This window comes from Microvirga subterranea, assembly GCF_003350535.1.
Taxonomy (GTDB): Bacteria; Pseudomonadota; Alphaproteobacteria; order Rhizobiales; family Beijerinckiaceae; genus Microvirga; species Microvirga subterranea.
This window is the reverse complement of record NZ_QQBB01000003.1, coordinates 420,849-436,228: the sequence shown is the minus strand read 5'-3', so window position 1 is coordinate 436,228 and position 15,380 is coordinate 420,849. Positions and strand designations below refer to the sequence as shown.

Here is a 15,380-nt window from a genome sequence, read left to right as displayed (position 1 = left end):
CCGTCAGACGCCGAACCTCACATGGCCCTCGCTGTCGACCGGCCAGGCCGGATTCCAGGCGATCTCCCAGGCATGGTCGTCCGGATCGGCCACGTAGCCGCGAAAGCCGCCATGCACGGGCGCGTCGGCCGGTCTCAGGACCGTCCCGCCGAAGCGCGCGAGCCGGTCGATGAGCGGCTGGACGTCGTCGCGGTTCGCCACGTTGTGGGCGAGCGAGAAGGCGCCGGGCCGCAGCAGGCCCTCGCGGCGCATGTCATCCTCGAGCGCATGCGTAAGCCAGGTGCCGAAGACGAACCCGTTCATCTGGTAGAAGGCGATCTCGTCGTTCCCGAAGACGGGCGTCCACCCGAAGCCGTCGACATAGAAGTGCCGGGACCGGGAAAGGTCGCGAACGCCGAGGGTGATCACTGATATCTGCTGTTGCATGGCGCATGTCCCTGGGTTGCCCTGGAGCACCATGCGCCAGGGCTTCCGTCATGGGACTTGGCGCTCGCGCGCCAGCCAGAGCTCCCGCCGAATCTTCCGACGGGAACGACCGGGCTAACCAAACCGGTCCGCCTTTTCCGACAGACAGATCGTAGTGCGGTTCAAGGACACGTGGCAAGCACTCACGACCGGCTTGCAGGCCAATGGCTCAGAAAATCAGAATGGGAAGAAGAAAAAGATGATTTCGAGCTGGCTCCACCGAAGTTGAGGCCACCCAAAGCGTCGTCTAACCAAGGCATAAGCAACGAAGAGGATTACCCCAGCAAGCGGATAAGCAATTGCGAACAGCACGAAGTCGCCGGCTGCAAAGCCAGCGACAACGCCAATGCTTAGCGACAGAAGGCAAATCGCAATAGCAGCCCTGTCACTTCCCTTGCGCGGATTGATCTTAGGACCCGTATACTGGCTCATGCCATTGTTGTCTCAGTGGCATGGGGTGGGGTTTCGAAGCGCGATCTCCCCCACCTCCGTATACTCCAGCCTCAGCCGAGCATGAGATCCGGGCAGATCCAGTCAGGCCTTGTTGGCCTTCATGCGGGTGTTGCAGGCGCTCCAGAATTTCGGCCACTTCATGCCGGGCTCGACCTTGCCGCCGGCCTTAGCCTCCTTCCACTCGGCGCTGCACTTCGACATGCGCTCGCGGGCGGCCATCTGGGCGGCGGTGGGCTCCTTCTTGGGCTTGGTCTCGGTCGCGAGTGCCGCGGAGCAGCCGAGGGCGGCGACCATGGCGGTGGTGACGGCGAAGCTCAGAATGCGATTGGTCATCAGGTTCCCCTTGCGAGGCCTCTGCTATCGAGAGGCTCTATAACGACCATAATGAAATAAAGTATCTTATAGTCCTTCGCGAGACCAATTCGGCTCTTTTCACCAGCTTTCCTTGCGCCAGATAGTGTCCGGCCCGATCTAATGGCCTAAACACTGTGCCCGACGTTCTGAATTGAGGAGTGGTCCGTCATGGCGGCGCCTGCCCAGCAAAAGCCGATCGATCTGTATTACTGGCCGACCCCGAACGGCTGGAAGATCACCATCATGCTCGAAGAATGCGGGCTGCCCTATACGATCCATCCGGTGAACATCGGCAAGGGCGACCAGTTCAAGCCGGAATTCCTGGCGATCTCCCCCAATAACCGGATGCCGGCGATCGTCGATCCGGAGGGACCGGACGGCAAGCCGATCTCGGTGTTCGAGTCCGGCGCGATCCTGCAGTATCTCGGCCGCAAGACGGGCCAGTTCTACCCGGCCGACGAGCGCAAGCGGGTCGAGGTCGACCAGTGGCTGTTCTGGCAGATGGGCGGCTTCGGTCCCATGCTCGGCCAGACGCACCATTTCCGCATCTACGCGCCCGAGAAGGTGCAATACGCCATCGACCGCTACACCAACGAGGCGAACCGCCTCTATGGGGTCCTGAACAAGCGGCTTTCCGACCGGGAATATGTGGCGGGCGATTATTCCATTGCCGACATGGCCATCGTGGGCTGGGCCAAGCTCTGGGAGCGCCAGGGCCAGAACATCGACGACTTCCCGCACGTGAAGCGCTGGCTCGAGACCATGCTGGCCCGTCCGGCGGTGGAGCGGGGCCTCAAGGTCAGCTCGGAGATCCGCCAGAACAACGACATGCAGGACCCGAACGTCCAGGCCGTGCTGTTCGGCCAGCGGGCGCGGTAGTCAGTTCAGGATGTGGCGCCTTTTCCCTCCCCCTTGTGGGGAGGGACCAAGGGTGGGGGTGCTGGCGCCAGACCGTCATAGGCTATCGCTCACACCCCCCTCTCCAACTCTCCCCCACAAGGGGGGAGAGGGCTCCGTCGCGCTTCCCGTGCGAACCTTCCTGCGTCTCCTTCTCACGTCGCTGGCAACCTCTCGGGTGAGAGAAGGGCGGCGTCGCTAATTCACCTTCGACCAGGTCTGGGAGCGGCAGATCAGGCCGCCGAGGACGCAGCCGGAGAGCTGCATCGCCTTGCCCTGGAAGCTCATCTTGCCCGAATAGGTCTTTCCGTCCTTGTAGTTGTAGAGCTGGCCCGTAAAGCCCTCGCCCGAGGGGACGATGTTGGAGATCATCTGCACGCCCACGAGGCTGCGGCCGCGCTGGCCCGGGTCCGGGTTGTTGGAATCCTTCGCGTCGCCCTGAACGCTCACGATGGTGCCGCAATAGGCCTGTCCGCAGCGGGCGATCCGCACCCGGGTCTCGCCGCTTTCGCTCAGGTAGGTGCCGCTGGGGTCGGAGGTCTGCGCCTGGGCCGATCCGGCGAGCACGAGGAGCCCGAGGGCGGCGAGGATAGACGTTTTCATGGCGTTCTCCCATAGGCCGGCCTTCGGACGGGCCGGTGCGCAGGGAGAGTAGGGCCGGGACTTAACCTTTCCAAGCCTGGCCTTTCGCAGGAGCGAAAAGGCGCTTGAGGGCGGGGGAGCGCGCCGCTATAAGCGCCGCACTTTCGAAATTCCATCAAAGAAGCGAGTTTTCCCATGGCCACCGAGCGCACGTTCTCCATCATCAAGCCCGACGCGACCGAGCGGAACCTGACCGGCGCCGTCAACGCCGTCATCGAGAAGGCCGGCCTGCGCATCGTGGCGCAGAAGCGCGTTCTCATGAGCCGCCGCGAGGCCGAGACCTTCTACGCCGTCCACAAGGAGCGTCCCTTCTTCGGCGAGCTCGTGGACTTCATGATCTCCGGCCCGGTCGTGGTGCAGGTGCTCGAGGGCGAGAACGCCGTCGCCCGCTACCGCGAGATCATGGGCGCCACCAACCCGGAGAGCGCCGCCGAGGGCACGATCCGCAAGCTCTACGCCAAGTCGATCGGCGAGAACTCCGTCCACGGCTCTGACAGCCAGGACAACGCCAAGATCGAGATCGCCCAGTTCTTCTCGGGCAACGAGATCGTCGGCTAAGACCGGGGCGTCATCCCCGGCCGCTTGAAGAGCCGGGAACGACACAAAGACACAGGCCGCCTCCGGGCGGCCTTTTCTTTGCGAATAGAGCTTGCTGCCCCAGGACGCCCGTGTAGGTTGACCTCCAAAAGAAGCGATCGGGGCCGCACGTGCAATCTATTGGCTATCTCCTGGGAGCGCTGCTCGTCATCGCAGCGATCACGCAGCTTTTCCTCTGGCTGCTGAGGCAGTGGGATGCCAGGATCCCTCGGATCCTCGTCGCGAACGCACTTTCCCTTTTCCTCATGACGGTCCTCAGGGCCATAGGTACTGCCGATGGTGGGGAGCCGAATTTCCAGAAAGCCTTCGCGGCCCTTGTCATCCCTCAGATCGTCTGGCTTGTCATCGGCCTGTTTCGGGAGGGAAGAGCCGCACGTTCGGCGGCGGATGGAGCATCCATCTGGGCCGAGACATCCTCAGCCCCTGCCGCCGGGGGGCAGCAGACGGTTGATCCCGAGAACGCGGCTCAGGTATCCGACCCCGGCGCTCCGTACCCGGCTGCCCGCGTTTCAGGAATTGAAAGAGGGGACGCCGCGGTAAAATCAAACAACTTCATCGCGCGCCACTGGCGGGGCGAGTTCCCTCTCTGGGTTTCCTATTGGATCTTCGGATTTCTTGCGAATGTGGCTGCTCTGGTCTTTGCAGCAGGCGTTTCTGCGGCGCTGTCGTCCAGCCAGGGATACAACCCGATCAACGTTCTAGGCACGCTGGTGCTCGTCTGGACAGGCATCTGCCTAATTCTGGTCTGGCAGCTTGTCGGTATCTGGCGGTCCGCGAACCGACATGTGGAGCGCGGGCGCTGGCGCCTCTGGGCAGGTCTTGCCAAACTCGCGGTAATCCTCGGCCTCCTGCAGGTCGCCGTGGAATTCAATCAGACCGGATATCCTCAGATCCGCGAAGCGACCCGGATGGCGTTTCTCGACGATCCGGATATTCCCGCCTATGCCATCCGCATCATGCGGAACGGGACGGAGGTCGAGGTCTCCGGCGGCTTCAAATATGGTCTGAACGAAGACTTCGAACGCATCCTGAAAGCGGCTCCCCAGGTGAAGGTCGTTCACCTGAACAGCGATGGCGGGCGATTAGGCGAGGCCGAAAAGCTCTACCGGTCCATCAAGGACCGAAATCTCATCACCTACACGGCGGCGCGATGTGCATCCGCCTGCACACTCGCCTTTGCGGCAGGGCGTGAGCGGTGGATCCATCCGACCGGACGCCTCGGCTTTCATGCACCTACCTTTCCAGGGATGAAAGCCGGCGAAGCGCGCAATGCATCCAGCACGCAGAGAGCGCTCATGGTTTCATCCGGCATGGCATCCGATTTCGTGTCGCGAGCGCTGTCGACGCCGAATGAGAGCATGTGGTTTCCCAAGCACGAAGAGCTCACGGCCGCGCGTGTCGTCACCGGCGTAGCGGATGTCTACAAATTCGCTGCGTCGGGATGGGGAACCACGATATCGCGGGAGCAGATGGAGCAGCGCTTCACCGAGGTCAATTCGCTCTTCGCGACCCTCAAATCCGTGCGGCCGGCCGACTTCGCCAAGATCGTGGATGAGATGAACGCCGGATATCTATCCGGAGAATCCGAAGGGCGACTGATCGACGCCGCACGTGCTCGCCTCTTGCCCGTCATCGGCAGCTACCGTCCGTTGGCCGACGACCAGACCGTTCTCGACCAGGGGCGGTTGATGGTCGATCAGTACAAAGCCTTAGCATCGATCGACAGGCAGCTTTGCTATGAATATGCCTCAGGAGTCGGCGCAACGAAAAACTATGCAAGCTACCTTCCGGCGGATCTTCGCAAGCGGGAGCTGGAGATCAACGAGCGAATCTTGAAGACGGCAAGCTCGCGCAGCCCGATTTCGGAGAAGGCTACCGAGCCCTACTGGGAAGCTGTCATCAACCGGCTGGCGGGCCGCTTCGGCGTCGACAATCTTCAAATTTTAGCCGAAAAGGACCTTAGTCCGGCTCACCGGGCACAGTATTGTGACATGGCGATTGCCATCTACGAGGAGATCCTCAATCTCAAGAAGGACGGAGCCGTCATGATGTTGCGCCACAACTTTCAGAACCTCGCAGACTAGGCTCCGGTAAGCCGCCATGAACCAAGCGCCCCGCATCGAACGTCGCCCCTCGGTCTGCCCGCACGACTGCCCCTCGACCTGCTCCCTCGACGTCGAGGTGATCGACGGGCGCACCATCGGGCGGGTGCACGGAGCACAGACCAACCGCTACACGGCAGGCGTGATCTGCGCGAAGGTGGCGCGCTATGCGGAGCGGATCCACCACCCGGACCGGCTGCTGCATCCGCTCAGGCGAACCGGCCCGAAGGGGTCCGGGCAGTTCGAGCGCATCTCCTGGGACGAGGCGCTCGACATCGTGGCGCAGAAGTTCCTTGAGGCGGAGCGGGCGTTCGGCTCGCAATCCGTCTGGCCCTATTACTACGCGGGCACGATGGGCTACGTGATGCGCGACGGCATCAACCGCCTGCGCCACGTGAAGCGCTATTCGGGCCAGTATTCCACCATCTGCACGGCGACCGCCTACACGGGCTTCGTGGCCGGCACCGGCAGGCTCGCCGGTCCCGACCCGCGCGAGATGGCGGTCTCCGACTGCATCGTGATCTGGGGCACCAACCCGGTCCACACCCAGGTCAACGTGATGACCCATGCGGCTCGCGCCCGTAAGGAGCGCGGGGCCAAGATCGTCGCGATCGACGTCTACATGAACCCGACCATGAAGCAGGCAGACTTGGCGCTGCTCGTACGGCCGGGCACCGACGGGGCGCTGGCCTGCGCGGTCATGCACGTGCTCTTCCGCGACGGCTACGCCGACCGTGACTACCTCGAGCGCTACACCGACCACCCACGCGAATTCGAGGAGCACCTGCGGACCCGCGATCCGGAATGGGCGTCGCGGATCACGGGCCTGTCGGTCGGGGAGATCGAGGCCTTCGCGAAGCTCGTGGGCGAGCGCAAGCGCAGCTATTTCCGCCTCGGCTACGGCTTCGGCCGCCAGCGCAACGGCTCCATCAACATGCATGCCGCCTCCTGCATTCCGGCCGTGACGGGCGCCTGGAGGCACGAGGGCGGCGGCGCGTTCCACAACAACAGCGCGATCTATCGCTGGAACAAGGCGCTGATCGAGGGACACGACGCCATCGACCCGACGATCCGCCGGCTCGACCAGTCGCAGATCGGGCGCGTCCTCACCGGCGACCGGGAGGCGCTCTACGACGGCCCTGCCGTGACCGCGATGCTGATCCAGAACACCAACCCGGTCTCCGTGGCGCCGGAGCAGGAGCTGGTGAAGCGGGGCTTTGCCCGCGAGGACCTGTTCGTCTGCGTCCACGAGCAGTTCATGACCGAGACGGCCATGATGGCCGACATCGTGCTGCCCGCGACCATGTTCATGGAGCACGACGATCTCTATTCCGGCGGCGGCCACCAGTACTACCAGCTCGGCGCCAAGCTCATCGATCCTCCGGGCGAATGCCGTTCCAATCATGAGGTGATCCGCGAAATCGCCGCGCGGGTCGGCGCCGAGCACCGCGGCTTCACCATGGAGCCGCGAGAGATCATCGACTGGACCCTGCGCCATTCCGGCTGGGACGGGATCGAGCACCTGGAGCAGCAGGTCCATGTGGATGCGCAGCCCTCCTTCGAGGACGCGCATTACCTCAACGGCTTCGCCTATCCGGACGGTAAGTTCCGCTTCCGGCCCGACTGGACCAGCATACCCTCCGGCAACAACGGCCCGATGGGGCCCTGGGCCGAGATCCCGGCCTTTCCGGACCACTGGGCCGTAATCGAGGAGGCGACCGAGGAGCATCCCTTCCGCCTCGCCACCAGCCCGGCGCGCAACTTCCTCAACTCAACCTTCACCGAGACCCCGACCTCGAAGACCAAGGAGGGGCGGCCCGAAGTGATGATCCACCCGGACGACGCGGAGCGGCAGGGCATCGTCGACGGGGACTGGGTGAAGCTGAAGAACCATCGCGGCGAGGTCTTCCTGCGCGCCCGCCTGTTCGACGGGGTGCGGCGCGGGGTGCTGATCGCGGAATCGGTTTGGCCCAACGCGGCGCACCCTTACGGTCGCGGCATCAACACCCTCACGGGCGCCGACCAGGTCGCGCCCTACGGCGGCGCGGCGTTCCACGACAACCGGGTGGCGCTGGAAAAGGCTGCTCCCGATCCCGCGGCGGTGCCGCAGACGTCCTCGAAGCATGAACGGCCCGAGCCGGTCGTTGGCTAAGTCTTAAGGCTAAATCCGACTCGCCCTTGACCCTGACGTGGCGGCCCTATCCTTAAGCTTGAGTGTTTCATCCTTCGAGGGCTTGTCCGATGTCTTCCGGTTTCCGCGCGTTCCTGGCCGCCGCCGCTCTTTCCCTGTCCGCGACGGCGGCCCTTGCGGCCGCCTCCAACACCCCCACCATGTACCAGCCCGACCCGGCCCTGAAGACGGCAAGCATGGGCGAGTTGCGCTCGCGGGTGAGCCAGGCCTGCGCGGTCACCCAGGCGAAGATCCAGAACGTCAGCGAGTCATCGCTCGCCCGCAAGTGCGACTGCTATGCCGGCCGCACCATGCGGTCCTTGAGCGCCGACGAGGTCCAGGCCTATCGCGACACGGGCGTGTTCAACGACACCGCCCGCGCCAAGGCGCTCGGCGCGATCGATTCCTGCAACCTGCAGCGGCCGTCGCTGTAAGGGATCGCGCACTATCCTTTCAGGATGAGGCGCGCTTTCCCTCCCCCTTGTGGGGAGGGGCTAGGGGTGGGGGTGTGGGCGCCAGACCGTCATAGGCTATCGCTTACACCCCCACCTCCAACTCCTCCCCACAAGGGGGAGGAGGGCTCCGTTGCGCTTGGCGTGCGAGTTCTCAGCCCGGCGACCGCAGCGCCCCGCCGGCGCCCCATCCTTGCGAAAACACCACCCGCCCGTTCTCCAGCCGGGCGCGCCCGCTGCAGATCATCGCCAGCGCCTGCGGGTAGAGGACGTGCTCCTGCACCAGGATGCGCTGCGCTAGGCTCTCCTCGGTGTCGCCGGGGACCACCGGCACGGCGGCCTGGGCCACGATCGGGCCGGCATCGAGCTCCGGCACCACGAAATGCACCGTGCAGCCGTGGACCAGCACGCCTTCCTCCAGGGCCCGGCGGTGGGTGTGGGTGCCGCGGAAGAGGGGCAGGAGGGACGGGTGGATGTTGATCATCCGGCCCTGCCAGCGCTCCACGAACCAGTTGGTGAGCACCCGCATGAAGCCCGCCAGGCAGACGAACTCGATGCCGCGCTCCCGCAGGGCCGCATCGAGGGCCTGCTCGAAGCTCTCCCTCGTCGAATAGGCCTTATGGTCGATGGCGAGGGCCTCGATCCCCGCTTCCCTTGCCCGCACCAGCCCCTCCGCATCCGGGCGGTTCGACAGGACGAGGGCGACTTCAGCCGGGTAGCCCGGCGCGCGCGCCGCCTCGATGAGCGAGGCCATGTTGGAGCCCCGGCCCGAGATCAGGATGGCGATGCGGCGGCGGGTCATGTCAGAACTTGAGGCTGCCTGCCGTCTTGACGGGTTCGCCGCCGTCATGCGCGATGGTCTCGCCGATGCGGACCGGGCTCTCGCCAGCCTGGATCAGGCGCTGCATGACCGCATCCGCCCGGGCGGCGTCCGCCACCACGATCATGCCGATGCCGCAGTTGAAGGTGCGCAGCATCTCGGCTTCGGCCACGCCGCCGGTCTTGGCGAGCCAGCCGAAGATGGGCGGGACCGGGATGGCGTCGAGATCGAGCCGGACGCCGATGCCGTCGGGCAGGACGCGCGGGATGTTGTCCGGGAAGCCGCCGCCAGTGATGTGGCAGAGCGCGTTGATGCCGTCGCCCCCCTTCAGGACCTTCAGCAGGGATTTCACGTAGATCCGGGTCGGCTCCAGCAGGGCCTTGGCGAGGCTCCGGTCCGACGCGAAGGGGGCGGGGGCACCCCAGGCGAGGCCGGACATCTCGACGATCCGGCGCACGAGGGAGAAGCCGTTGGAATGAACGCCCGAGGAGGGCAGGCCGATCAGGACGTCGCCGGCCTTCACGGCCTTTGGCAGCAGGGTCCCGCGCTCGGCCGCCCCGACCGCGAAGCCCGCGAGGTCGTAGTCGCCGCGGGCGTAGAGGCCGGGCATCTCGGCGGTCTCACCGCCGATCAGGGCGCAGCCCGCCAGACGGCAGCCGTCCGCGATGCCCTTGACGATGGCGACGCCCACCTCCGGCGAGAGCTTCCCGGTGGCGAAATAATCGAGGAAGAACAGGGGCTCGGCGCCCTGGACGATGATGTCGTTCACGCACATCGCCACGAGGTCGATCCCGATCGTGTCGTGGTGCTCCGTGTCGATGGCGATCTTCACCTTGGTGCCGACGCCGTCATTGGCGGCGACCAGAATCGGGTCCTTGAAGCCGGCGGCCTTGAGGTCGAAGAGCCCGCCGAACCCGCCGATCTCCGCGTCCGCCCCGGGGCGGCGCGTCGACCGCACCAGGGGCTTGATCTGGTCGACCATGGCGTTGCCGGCGTCGATATCGACGCCCGCCTGGGCATAGGTCAGGCCGTTCTGCTGCTTCTCGGTCATGGCACACCCCGTGTTGTGGGGGGAGTAAGGCGAGAGGGGGCCGAAAGGCAAGGGGATTTAGGCACATTCCCGGTAAAGTGGAGCGCTGCGCGGGTTCGCCGGACAGCGTTGCCAGGGCGATTGCCCGGGGGCTATTCTCGTCCCGAAACCGGCCGCCGCATTGCATCGACCGGCCTGCTCTCATCCCGGGAGGCATCTGTGATCGCATCAGCTCGGCCCGTCCACGATACCGCCCCGACCTGCAGGGTCGTTCGCGCCGGAACGGAATTCGTCGGGAAGCAGGGGCTCACCTATGCACCCGGGATCTCGGCCGAAACGGTCGGCTCGAAGGGGCTCCACCTTCAGATCCTGACCATGCCGCCGGGCGCCAAGGCGAAGGCCCACAAGCATGAGGCGCACGAATCCGCCATCTACGTTCTGAGCGGAGACGCCGGAATGTGGTTCGGCGAGGGCCTGGAACAGCACGTGGACATACGGCCCGGGGATTTTCTCTACATCCCGGCGAATGTCCCGCACCAGCCCTACAACGCGAGCAGCACCGAGCCCTGCACGGCGGTGATCGCCAGGACCGATCCCAACGAGCAGGAGAGCGTCGTCCTCCTGCCGGACCTCGACCGCGTACACGTCTGAGACACCGGGATCGTCCCCGCTATCCTCATCCCGCCGGGCCGCGATTGAACTCGCCCGCCCGTCCCGCCATCATGGCTCCGATGACCATTCCGAACATCATCACCATCGGCCGGCTCATCCTCGTCCCCTTCGTGATCATGATGATCATGCAGCAGCGCTGGGCGGCGGCCTTCGTGCTGTTCGTGGTGGCCGGGGTCTCGGATGCGATCGACGGGTTCATCGCCCGGAACTTCGACATGCGCAGCGAGCTCGGCTCCTACATCGATCCCCTAGCCGACAAGTCGCTCCTGGTCTCGATCTACGTGTCCCTCGCGGTGGTCGGGGCCATCCCGAGCTGGCTGGCCATCGTGGTGGTGTCCCGGGACGTGATGATCGTGGCGGCCGTGCTCCTGTCCTGGGTCATGGACCGGCCCGTGGCCATCAAGCCGCTGATCGTCAGCAAGCTGAATACGGCGGCGCAGATCGGGTTCGCGGCCTTCGCCCTGGCGGCCAACGCCTACGGCATCGAGCTGGCGGGCCTTGAGGATATCGCGATGCTCGCGGTCGCCGCCTTGACCGTCGCCTCCGCCGGTGCCTATCTCGGAGGCTGGCTCCGGCACATGTCGGCCTAGGAGCGCAGTGGAGTATTGCGGAAGATGTTCGGCAGATGACGATCCAACGGCAGATCGCATTCTGGTTCGCGGCCCTGACGGTGACCGTGCTGCTGATGCTCGCCCTGCGCGACATCCTCCTGCCCTTCGTGGCGGGCTTCGCCCTCGCTTACCTGCTCGATCCCCTGGCCGACCGGCTCCAGAAGATCGGCGTGGGACGGCTCGGGGCGAGCCTCGTCATCCTCATCCTGTTCGTGCTCTTCTTCATCCTGACCCTCGTGGTGCTGGTCCCCTTCGCGGCCCAGCAGCTCGGCGCGCTGGTGGAGCGGATCCCGAGCTACGTGGCCCGCCTCCAGCAGCTCGCCGTGGAGCAGGCCGGGCCCGTGCTCGACCGGATCGGGGGCCGGTCGGCCCTGCCGCAGATGCAGACCTCCGTCGGCAACCTGATCTCCCAGGGCATCGCCTGGGCCGGAACCTTTCTCCAGTCGCTGTGGTCCGGCGGGCAGGCGCTGCTCGGCATCTTCTCGCTCCTCGTCGTGACGCCGGTGGTCGCCTTCTACATGCTCGTCGACTGGGACCGCATGGTCTCGACGGTGGATTCCTGGCTTCCCATGAAGCATCGGGACACGATCCGCACAATCGCCCACGACATCGACCAGGCCATCGCCGGCTTCGTGCGCGGCCAGGCCCTGGTCTGCGTGATCCTCGGCACCTTCTATGCGGTCGGACTGTCGGTCATCGGGCTCAACTTCGGCGCCATCATCGGCATGACGGCGGGGCTTTTGAGCTTCATTCCCTATGTGGGCTCGCTCACGGGCCTGATCCTGTCCATGGGCGTGGCCATCGTGCAGTTCTGGCCCGACTGGACCATGATTCTCGCGACGCTGGGCATCTTCGTCTTCGGCCAGTTCGTCGAAGGCAACATCCTGTCCCCGAAGCTCGTGGGCGATTCCGTGGGCCTGCACCCGGTCTGGCTTATGTTCGCGCTCCTGGCCTTCGGGTCGCTCTTCGGCTTCGTCGGGCTCCTGCTCGCGGTGCCGCTCGCGGCCGCCATGGGCGTGATCGCCCGCTTCGCCCTGCGGCAGTACCTGACGAGCCCGCTCTACCGGGGCGGGGAGACGGTCATCATCAAGCCGCGGATCGACGTCGATGCGTGAGACGCCGAAGCAGCTCGCCTTCGACCTCCCGCTCAATCCGAGCTACGGGCGCGAGGACTTCCTCGTCAGCCCCTCGAACGAAGTCGCCTATGCGCGGATCGAGAGCTGGCCCGACTGGCCGCACAACGTGCTCCTGCTCGTCGGGCCGCCGGGCAGCGGCAAGAGTCACCTGGCGGCGATCTGGGCGGCCACCGCTCATGCCTGGACGGTGGACGTGTCGGAGATCACGGGCGACAAGGTCCCGCATCTCGTCTCCAACGGCGCTCTCGCCATCGAGGACGTGGACCGGGGCGTGCACGACGAGGCCGCGCTGTTTCATCTCCTCAACCTTGCGCGCGAGCGGAAGGCCTACCTGCTCCTGACATGCGAGACGCCGCCGGACCGGTGGGGCCTGAGGACCCCGGACCTGCTCTCGCGGCTGCGGCTCGCACCCTGCGTGGAGCTCGAAGCCCCCGACGACGCCCTGCTGAAGGCCGTTCTCGTGAAGCTCTTCATCGACCGGCAACTGGTGGTCGACACCAGCGTTGTCGACTACATTGCCCTGAGGATCGAGCGGTCGCTGGCAAAGGCGTCGGAGGTCGTGACGCTTCTGGACAAGGAAGCGTTGAGCCGCGGCCGGCGGGTCTCCCGCGCCATTGCAGCGGAGATTCTCGGCGCCGCGCAGGAAACGGATGAGATCGAGTGAAGCCCGAAGCAGAAGCCCTGGAAACGGCCCGTCGTGAAACCGTCACGAAATCCGCCGCAAAACGGAAGTCGCAGAAGAAGGCGGCGGAGAACGACGTGCGGAGCGCCCTGGTGTTGGATGAGGTGGAGATCGTCACCGATGCTCCGTTGCCCAAGGCTCCGCCCGAGATCGAGTTCGACGGCGCGGTCCTGAGGCAGTTCCCCCAGCGCTTCATCAACCGCGAATTGTCGTGGCTCCAGTTCAACCGCCGCGTCCTGGAGGAGGCGTCGAACCGGAACCATCCGCTGCTGGAGCAACTGCGCTTCCTGTCGATCTCGGCCGACAATCTCGACGAGTTCTTCATGGTGCGCGTCGCGGGCCTGCGCGGCCAAGTGCGCTCGGGGATCGCGACCCCGTCCCAGGACGGGCTCACGCCGCAGGAACAGTTGTCCAAGATTGCCGTGGAGGTGTCGAACCTCGCATCGGACCAGCAGCGCCGCTGGCGCGAGCTGAAGGAGGCGCTGATCGAGGAGGGGATCCTCCTGGTCGAGGGTGCGGAGCTCACCAAGGCGGAGGCATCCTGGCTCGAGGATTACTTCCTCAACCACATCTTCCCGGTGCTGACGCCGCTCGCCATCGACCCGGCGCATCCGTTCCCGTTCATCCCCAACCTGGGCCTGTCGATCGCCCTGAAGCTGGCGCGCCAGAGCGACGGCAAGGTGCTGAACGCCCTGATCCGCCTGCCGGCCCGCGCCGAGCGCTTCATCCGACTGCCCGATTTCGCCGAGACCGGCGCGAGCCGCTTCATCGCGCTGGAGCAGCTCATCGCCCTCTACACGACGCGGCTCTTTCCCGGCTACAGCGTGCAGGGGCAGGGGGCGTTCCGGGTCATCCGCGATTCCGACATCGAGGTCGAGGAGGAGGCCGAGGATCTGGTGCGCCTGTTCGAGACGGCCCTCAAGCAGCGCCGCCGCGGCAGCGTGATCCGCCTCGAGGTCGAGGCCGCCATGCCGGAGGACCTGCGCCAGTTCGTGGTCGAGGAATCCGAGATCCAGGGCGACGAGCTCTTCGTGGTCGAGGGCATGCTCGCCCTCAACGAACTCTCGCAGCTGGTGGCCCTCGACCGGCCGGACCTTAAGTTCAAGCCCTACAACCCGCGCTTTCCCGAGCGCATCCGCGAGCACAGCGGCGACTGCTTCGCGGCGATCCGCCAGAAGGACATCATCGTCCACCACCCCTACGAGTCCTTCGACGCGGTGGTACAGTTCCTCTACCAGGCGGCCCGCGACCCGAACGTGGTGGCGATCAAGCAGACCCTCTACCGCACCTCGTCGGACTCGCCGATCGTGGCGGCGCTGGCCGAGGCGGCCGAGGCCGGCAAGTCCGTGACGGCGCTGGTGGAGCTGAAGGCCCGCTTCGACGAGGAGGCCAACATCCGCTGGGCCCGCAACCTCGAGCGGGCGGGCGCGCAGGTGGTGTTCGGCTTCATCGAGCTCAAGACCCACGCCAAGCTGTCCATGGTGGTGCGCCGGGAGGGCGGGCAGCTCATCACCTATTGCCACATCGGCACCGGCAACTACCACCCGATCACCGCGCGCATCTACACGGACCTGTCGTATTTCACCGCCGATCCGGTGATAGGCCGCGACGTGTCGCGCATCTTCAACTTCGTCACCGGCTATGCGGAGCCGGCGGAACTCGAGCGCATGGCCGTGTCGCCGCTCACCCTGAAGAAGCGGCTCCTCCAGCACATCGGCGAGGAGATCGAGCACGCCAAGGCGGGCCGTCCCGCAGCTATCTGGGGAAAGTGCAACTCGCTGGTCGATCCCGTCATCATCGACGCGCTCTACGACGCGAGCGCGGCGGGCGTGCAGGTCGATCTCATCGTGCGCGGCATCTGCTGCCTCAGGCCCGGCATCAAGGGCCTGTCGGAGAACATCCGGGTCAAGTCCATCGTAGGACGCTTCCTGGAGCATACCCGGATCTACGCCTTCGGCAACGGCCAGGCTCTGCCGAACCCGAAGGCGCACGTCTACATCTCGTCCGCCGACCTGATGTCGCGCAACCTCGACCGGCGCGTCGAGGCGCTGCTGCCGATCGTCAATCCGACCGTGCATCAACAGGTTCTGGACCAGATCATGCTTGCGAACCTGCTGGACAACGAGCAGAGCTGGACCGTGCTGCCCGACGGGACCAGCCGCCGGGTCGTTCCCGCCAAGGGCGAGGAACCATTCAACGCGCACAAGTATTTCATGACCAACCCAAGTCTGTCCGGCCGTGGAAAATCGCTCAAGACGTCAAGCCCCAAGGCCCTCGCAAAGCGTGGGCAACGCTGA

At 65.5% G+C, this 15,380-nt stretch carries 16 protein-coding genes; 10 read left to right on the top strand and 6 right to left on the bottom strand.

The window, feature by feature from the left end; genetic code table 11:
* Positions 1–3 precede the first annotated feature (3 nt).
* From DES45_RS10165 to DES45_RS10155, 3 genes are all read right to left on the bottom strand, one after another.
* Complete coding sequence (locus DES45_RS10165) at positions 4–426, bottom strand: VOC family protein (protein ID WP_114769996.1); 423 nt, start codon at positions 424–426, stop codon at positions 4–6.
* A gap of 216 nt (positions 427–642) precedes the next feature.
* Positions 643–897: a hypothetical protein gene (locus DES45_RS10160; RefSeq protein ID WP_114769859.1), complete on the bottom strand. Its 255-nt coding sequence runs from the start codon at positions 895–897 to the stop codon at positions 643–645.
* A 102-nt stretch (positions 898–999) separates the two neighbouring features.
* Positions 1,000–1,251: a hypothetical protein gene (locus DES45_RS10155; RefSeq protein ID WP_114769858.1), complete on the bottom strand. Its 252-nt coding sequence runs from the start codon at positions 1,249–1,251 to the stop codon at positions 1,000–1,002.
* 189 nt (positions 1,252–1,440) lie between these two features.
* Between DES45_RS10155 and DES45_RS10150 the strand changes: the two genes are divergently transcribed.
* Entirely contained in the window at positions 1,441–2,151 is a 711-nt protein-coding gene (locus DES45_RS10150) for a glutathione S-transferase N-terminal domain-containing protein (RefSeq protein ID WP_114769857.1), read from the top strand.
* A 216-nt stretch (positions 2,152–2,367) separates the two neighbouring features.
* On the opposite strand, the gene DES45_RS10145 is transcribed toward DES45_RS10150, so the two are convergent.
* Complete coding sequence (locus tag DES45_RS10145) at positions 2,368–2,772, bottom strand: DUF2147 domain-containing protein (protein WP_114769856.1); 405 nt, start codon at positions 2,770–2,772, stop codon at positions 2,368–2,370.
* A gap of 174 nt (positions 2,773–2,946) precedes the next feature.
* Between DES45_RS10145 and ndk the strand changes: the two genes are divergently transcribed.
* From ndk to DES45_RS10125, 4 genes are all read left to right on the top strand, one after another.
* Positions 2,947–3,369 (top strand): nucleoside-diphosphate kinase, encoded by a 423-nt coding sequence (gene ndk / locus DES45_RS10140; RefSeq protein WP_114769855.1) that lies wholly within the window; start codon positions 2,947–2,949, stop codon positions 3,367–3,369.
* Between the two features lie 149 nt (positions 3,370–3,518).
* Complete coding sequence (locus DES45_RS10135; RefSeq protein WP_114769854.1) at positions 3,519–5,492, top strand: COG3904 family protein; 1,974 nt, start codon at positions 3,519–3,521, stop codon at positions 5,490–5,492.
* Positions 5,493–5,508: 16 nt separating this feature from the next.
* Positions 5,509–7,662 (top strand): molybdopterin oxidoreductase family protein, encoded by a 2,154-nt coding sequence (locus tag DES45_RS10130; protein WP_114769853.1) that lies wholly within the window; start codon positions 5,509–5,511, stop codon positions 7,660–7,662.
* Positions 7,663–7,751: 89 nt separating this feature from the next.
* Positions 7,752–8,114 carry a hypothetical protein gene (locus DES45_RS10125; protein WP_114769852.1) on the top strand — a complete coding sequence of 121 codons (363 nt, stop codon included), beginning with the start codon at positions 7,752–7,754 and terminating at the stop codon, positions 8,112–8,114.
* 172 nt (positions 8,115–8,286) lie between these two features.
* Here DES45_RS10125 and purN read toward each other — a convergent pair whose 3' ends face one another.
* On the bottom strand, positions 8,287–8,934 hold the full coding sequence (gene purN / locus DES45_RS10120) for a phosphoribosylglycinamide formyltransferase (protein WP_114769851.1): 648 nt from the start codon (positions 8,932–8,934) through the stop codon (positions 8,287–8,289).
* Between the two features lies 1 nt (position 8,935).
* A complete protein-coding gene (gene purM / locus DES45_RS10115; RefSeq protein ID WP_114769850.1) occupies positions 8,936–10,003 on the bottom strand; it encodes a phosphoribosylformylglycinamidine cyclo-ligase in 1,068 nt (355 codons plus the stop codon).
* 198 nt (positions 10,004–10,201) lie between these two features.
* On the opposite strand from purM, the gene DES45_RS10110 reads away from it, so the two are divergent.
* From DES45_RS10110 to DES45_RS10090, 5 genes are all read left to right on the top strand, one after another.
* The gene (locus DES45_RS10110; RefSeq protein WP_245571658.1) at positions 10,202–10,633 is read left to right on the top strand and encodes a cupin domain-containing protein; all 432 of its coding nucleotides are present in this window, start codon (positions 10,202–10,204) and stop codon (positions 10,631–10,633) included.
* Positions 10,634–10,713: 80 nt separating this feature from the next.
* Positions 10,714–11,244, top strand: a complete 531-nt coding sequence (locus DES45_RS10105) for a CDP-alcohol phosphatidyltransferase family protein (protein ID WP_114769994.1) — start codon at positions 10,714–10,716, stop codon at positions 11,242–11,244.
* Positions 11,245–11,279: 35 nt separating this feature from the next.
* Entirely contained in the window at positions 11,280–12,380 is a 1,101-nt protein-coding gene (locus DES45_RS10100) for an AI-2E family transporter (protein ID WP_114769849.1), read from the top strand.
* Positions 12,373–13,065: a P-loop NTPase family protein gene (locus DES45_RS10095; RefSeq protein ID WP_114769848.1), complete on the top strand. Its 693-nt coding sequence runs from the start codon at positions 12,373–12,375 to the stop codon at positions 13,063–13,065. The genes DES45_RS10100 and DES45_RS10095 overlap by 8 nt, the downstream gene beginning before the upstream one ends.
* 146 nt (positions 13,066–13,211) lie before the next feature.
* Positions 13,212–15,380 carry an RNA degradosome polyphosphate kinase gene (locus DES45_RS10090; RefSeq protein WP_245571679.1) on the top strand — a complete coding sequence of 723 codons (2,169 nt, stop codon included), beginning with the start codon at positions 13,212–13,214 and terminating at the stop codon, positions 15,378–15,380.

Excerpts from the sequence above, each read along its gene's own strand:
- DES45_RS10165 (WP_114769996.1), bottom strand. The coding sequence starts at position 426 with ATGCAACAGCAGATATCAGTGATCACCCTCGGCGTTCGCGACCTTTCC.
- DES45_RS10160 (WP_114769859.1), bottom strand. The coding sequence starts at position 897 with ATGAGCCAGTATACGGGTCCTAAGATCAATCCGCGCAAGGGAAGTGAC.
- DES45_RS10155 (WP_114769858.1), bottom strand. The coding sequence starts at position 1,251 with ATGACCAATCGCATTCTGAGCTTCGCCGTCACCACCGCCATGGTCGCC.
- DES45_RS10150 (WP_114769857.1), top strand. The coding sequence starts at position 1,441 with ATGGCGGCGCCTGCCCAGCAAAAGCCGATCGATCTGTATTACTGGCCG.
- DES45_RS10145 (WP_114769856.1), bottom strand. The coding sequence starts at position 2,772 with ATGAAAACGTCTATCCTCGCCGCCCTCGGGCTCCTCGTGCTCGCCGGA.
- ndk (WP_114769855.1), top strand. The coding sequence starts at position 2,947 with ATGGCCACCGAGCGCACGTTCTCCATCATCAAGCCCGACGCGACCGAG.
- DES45_RS10130 (WP_114769853.1), top strand. The coding sequence starts at position 5,509 with ATGAACCAAGCGCCCCGCATCGAACGTCGCCCCTCGGTCTGCCCGCAC.
- DES45_RS10125 (WP_114769852.1), top strand. The coding sequence starts at position 7,752 with ATGTCTTCCGGTTTCCGCGCGTTCCTGGCCGCCGCCGCTCTTTCCCTG.
- purN (WP_114769851.1), bottom strand. The coding sequence starts at position 8,934 with ATGACCCGCCGCCGCATCGCCATCCTGATCTCGGGCCGGGGCTCCAAC.
- purM (WP_114769850.1), bottom strand. The coding sequence starts at position 10,003 with ATGACCGAGAAGCAGCAGAACGGCCTGACCTATGCCCAGGCGGGCGTC.
- DES45_RS10105 (WP_114769994.1), top strand. The coding sequence starts at position 10,714 with ATGACCATTCCGAACATCATCACCATCGGCCGGCTCATCCTCGTCCCC.
- DES45_RS10100 (WP_114769849.1), top strand. The coding sequence starts at position 11,280 with ATGACGATCCAACGGCAGATCGCATTCTGGTTCGCGGCCCTGACGGTG.
- DES45_RS10095 (WP_114769848.1), top strand. The coding sequence starts at position 12,373 with ATGCGTGAGACGCCGAAGCAGCTCGCCTTCGACCTCCCGCTCAATCCG.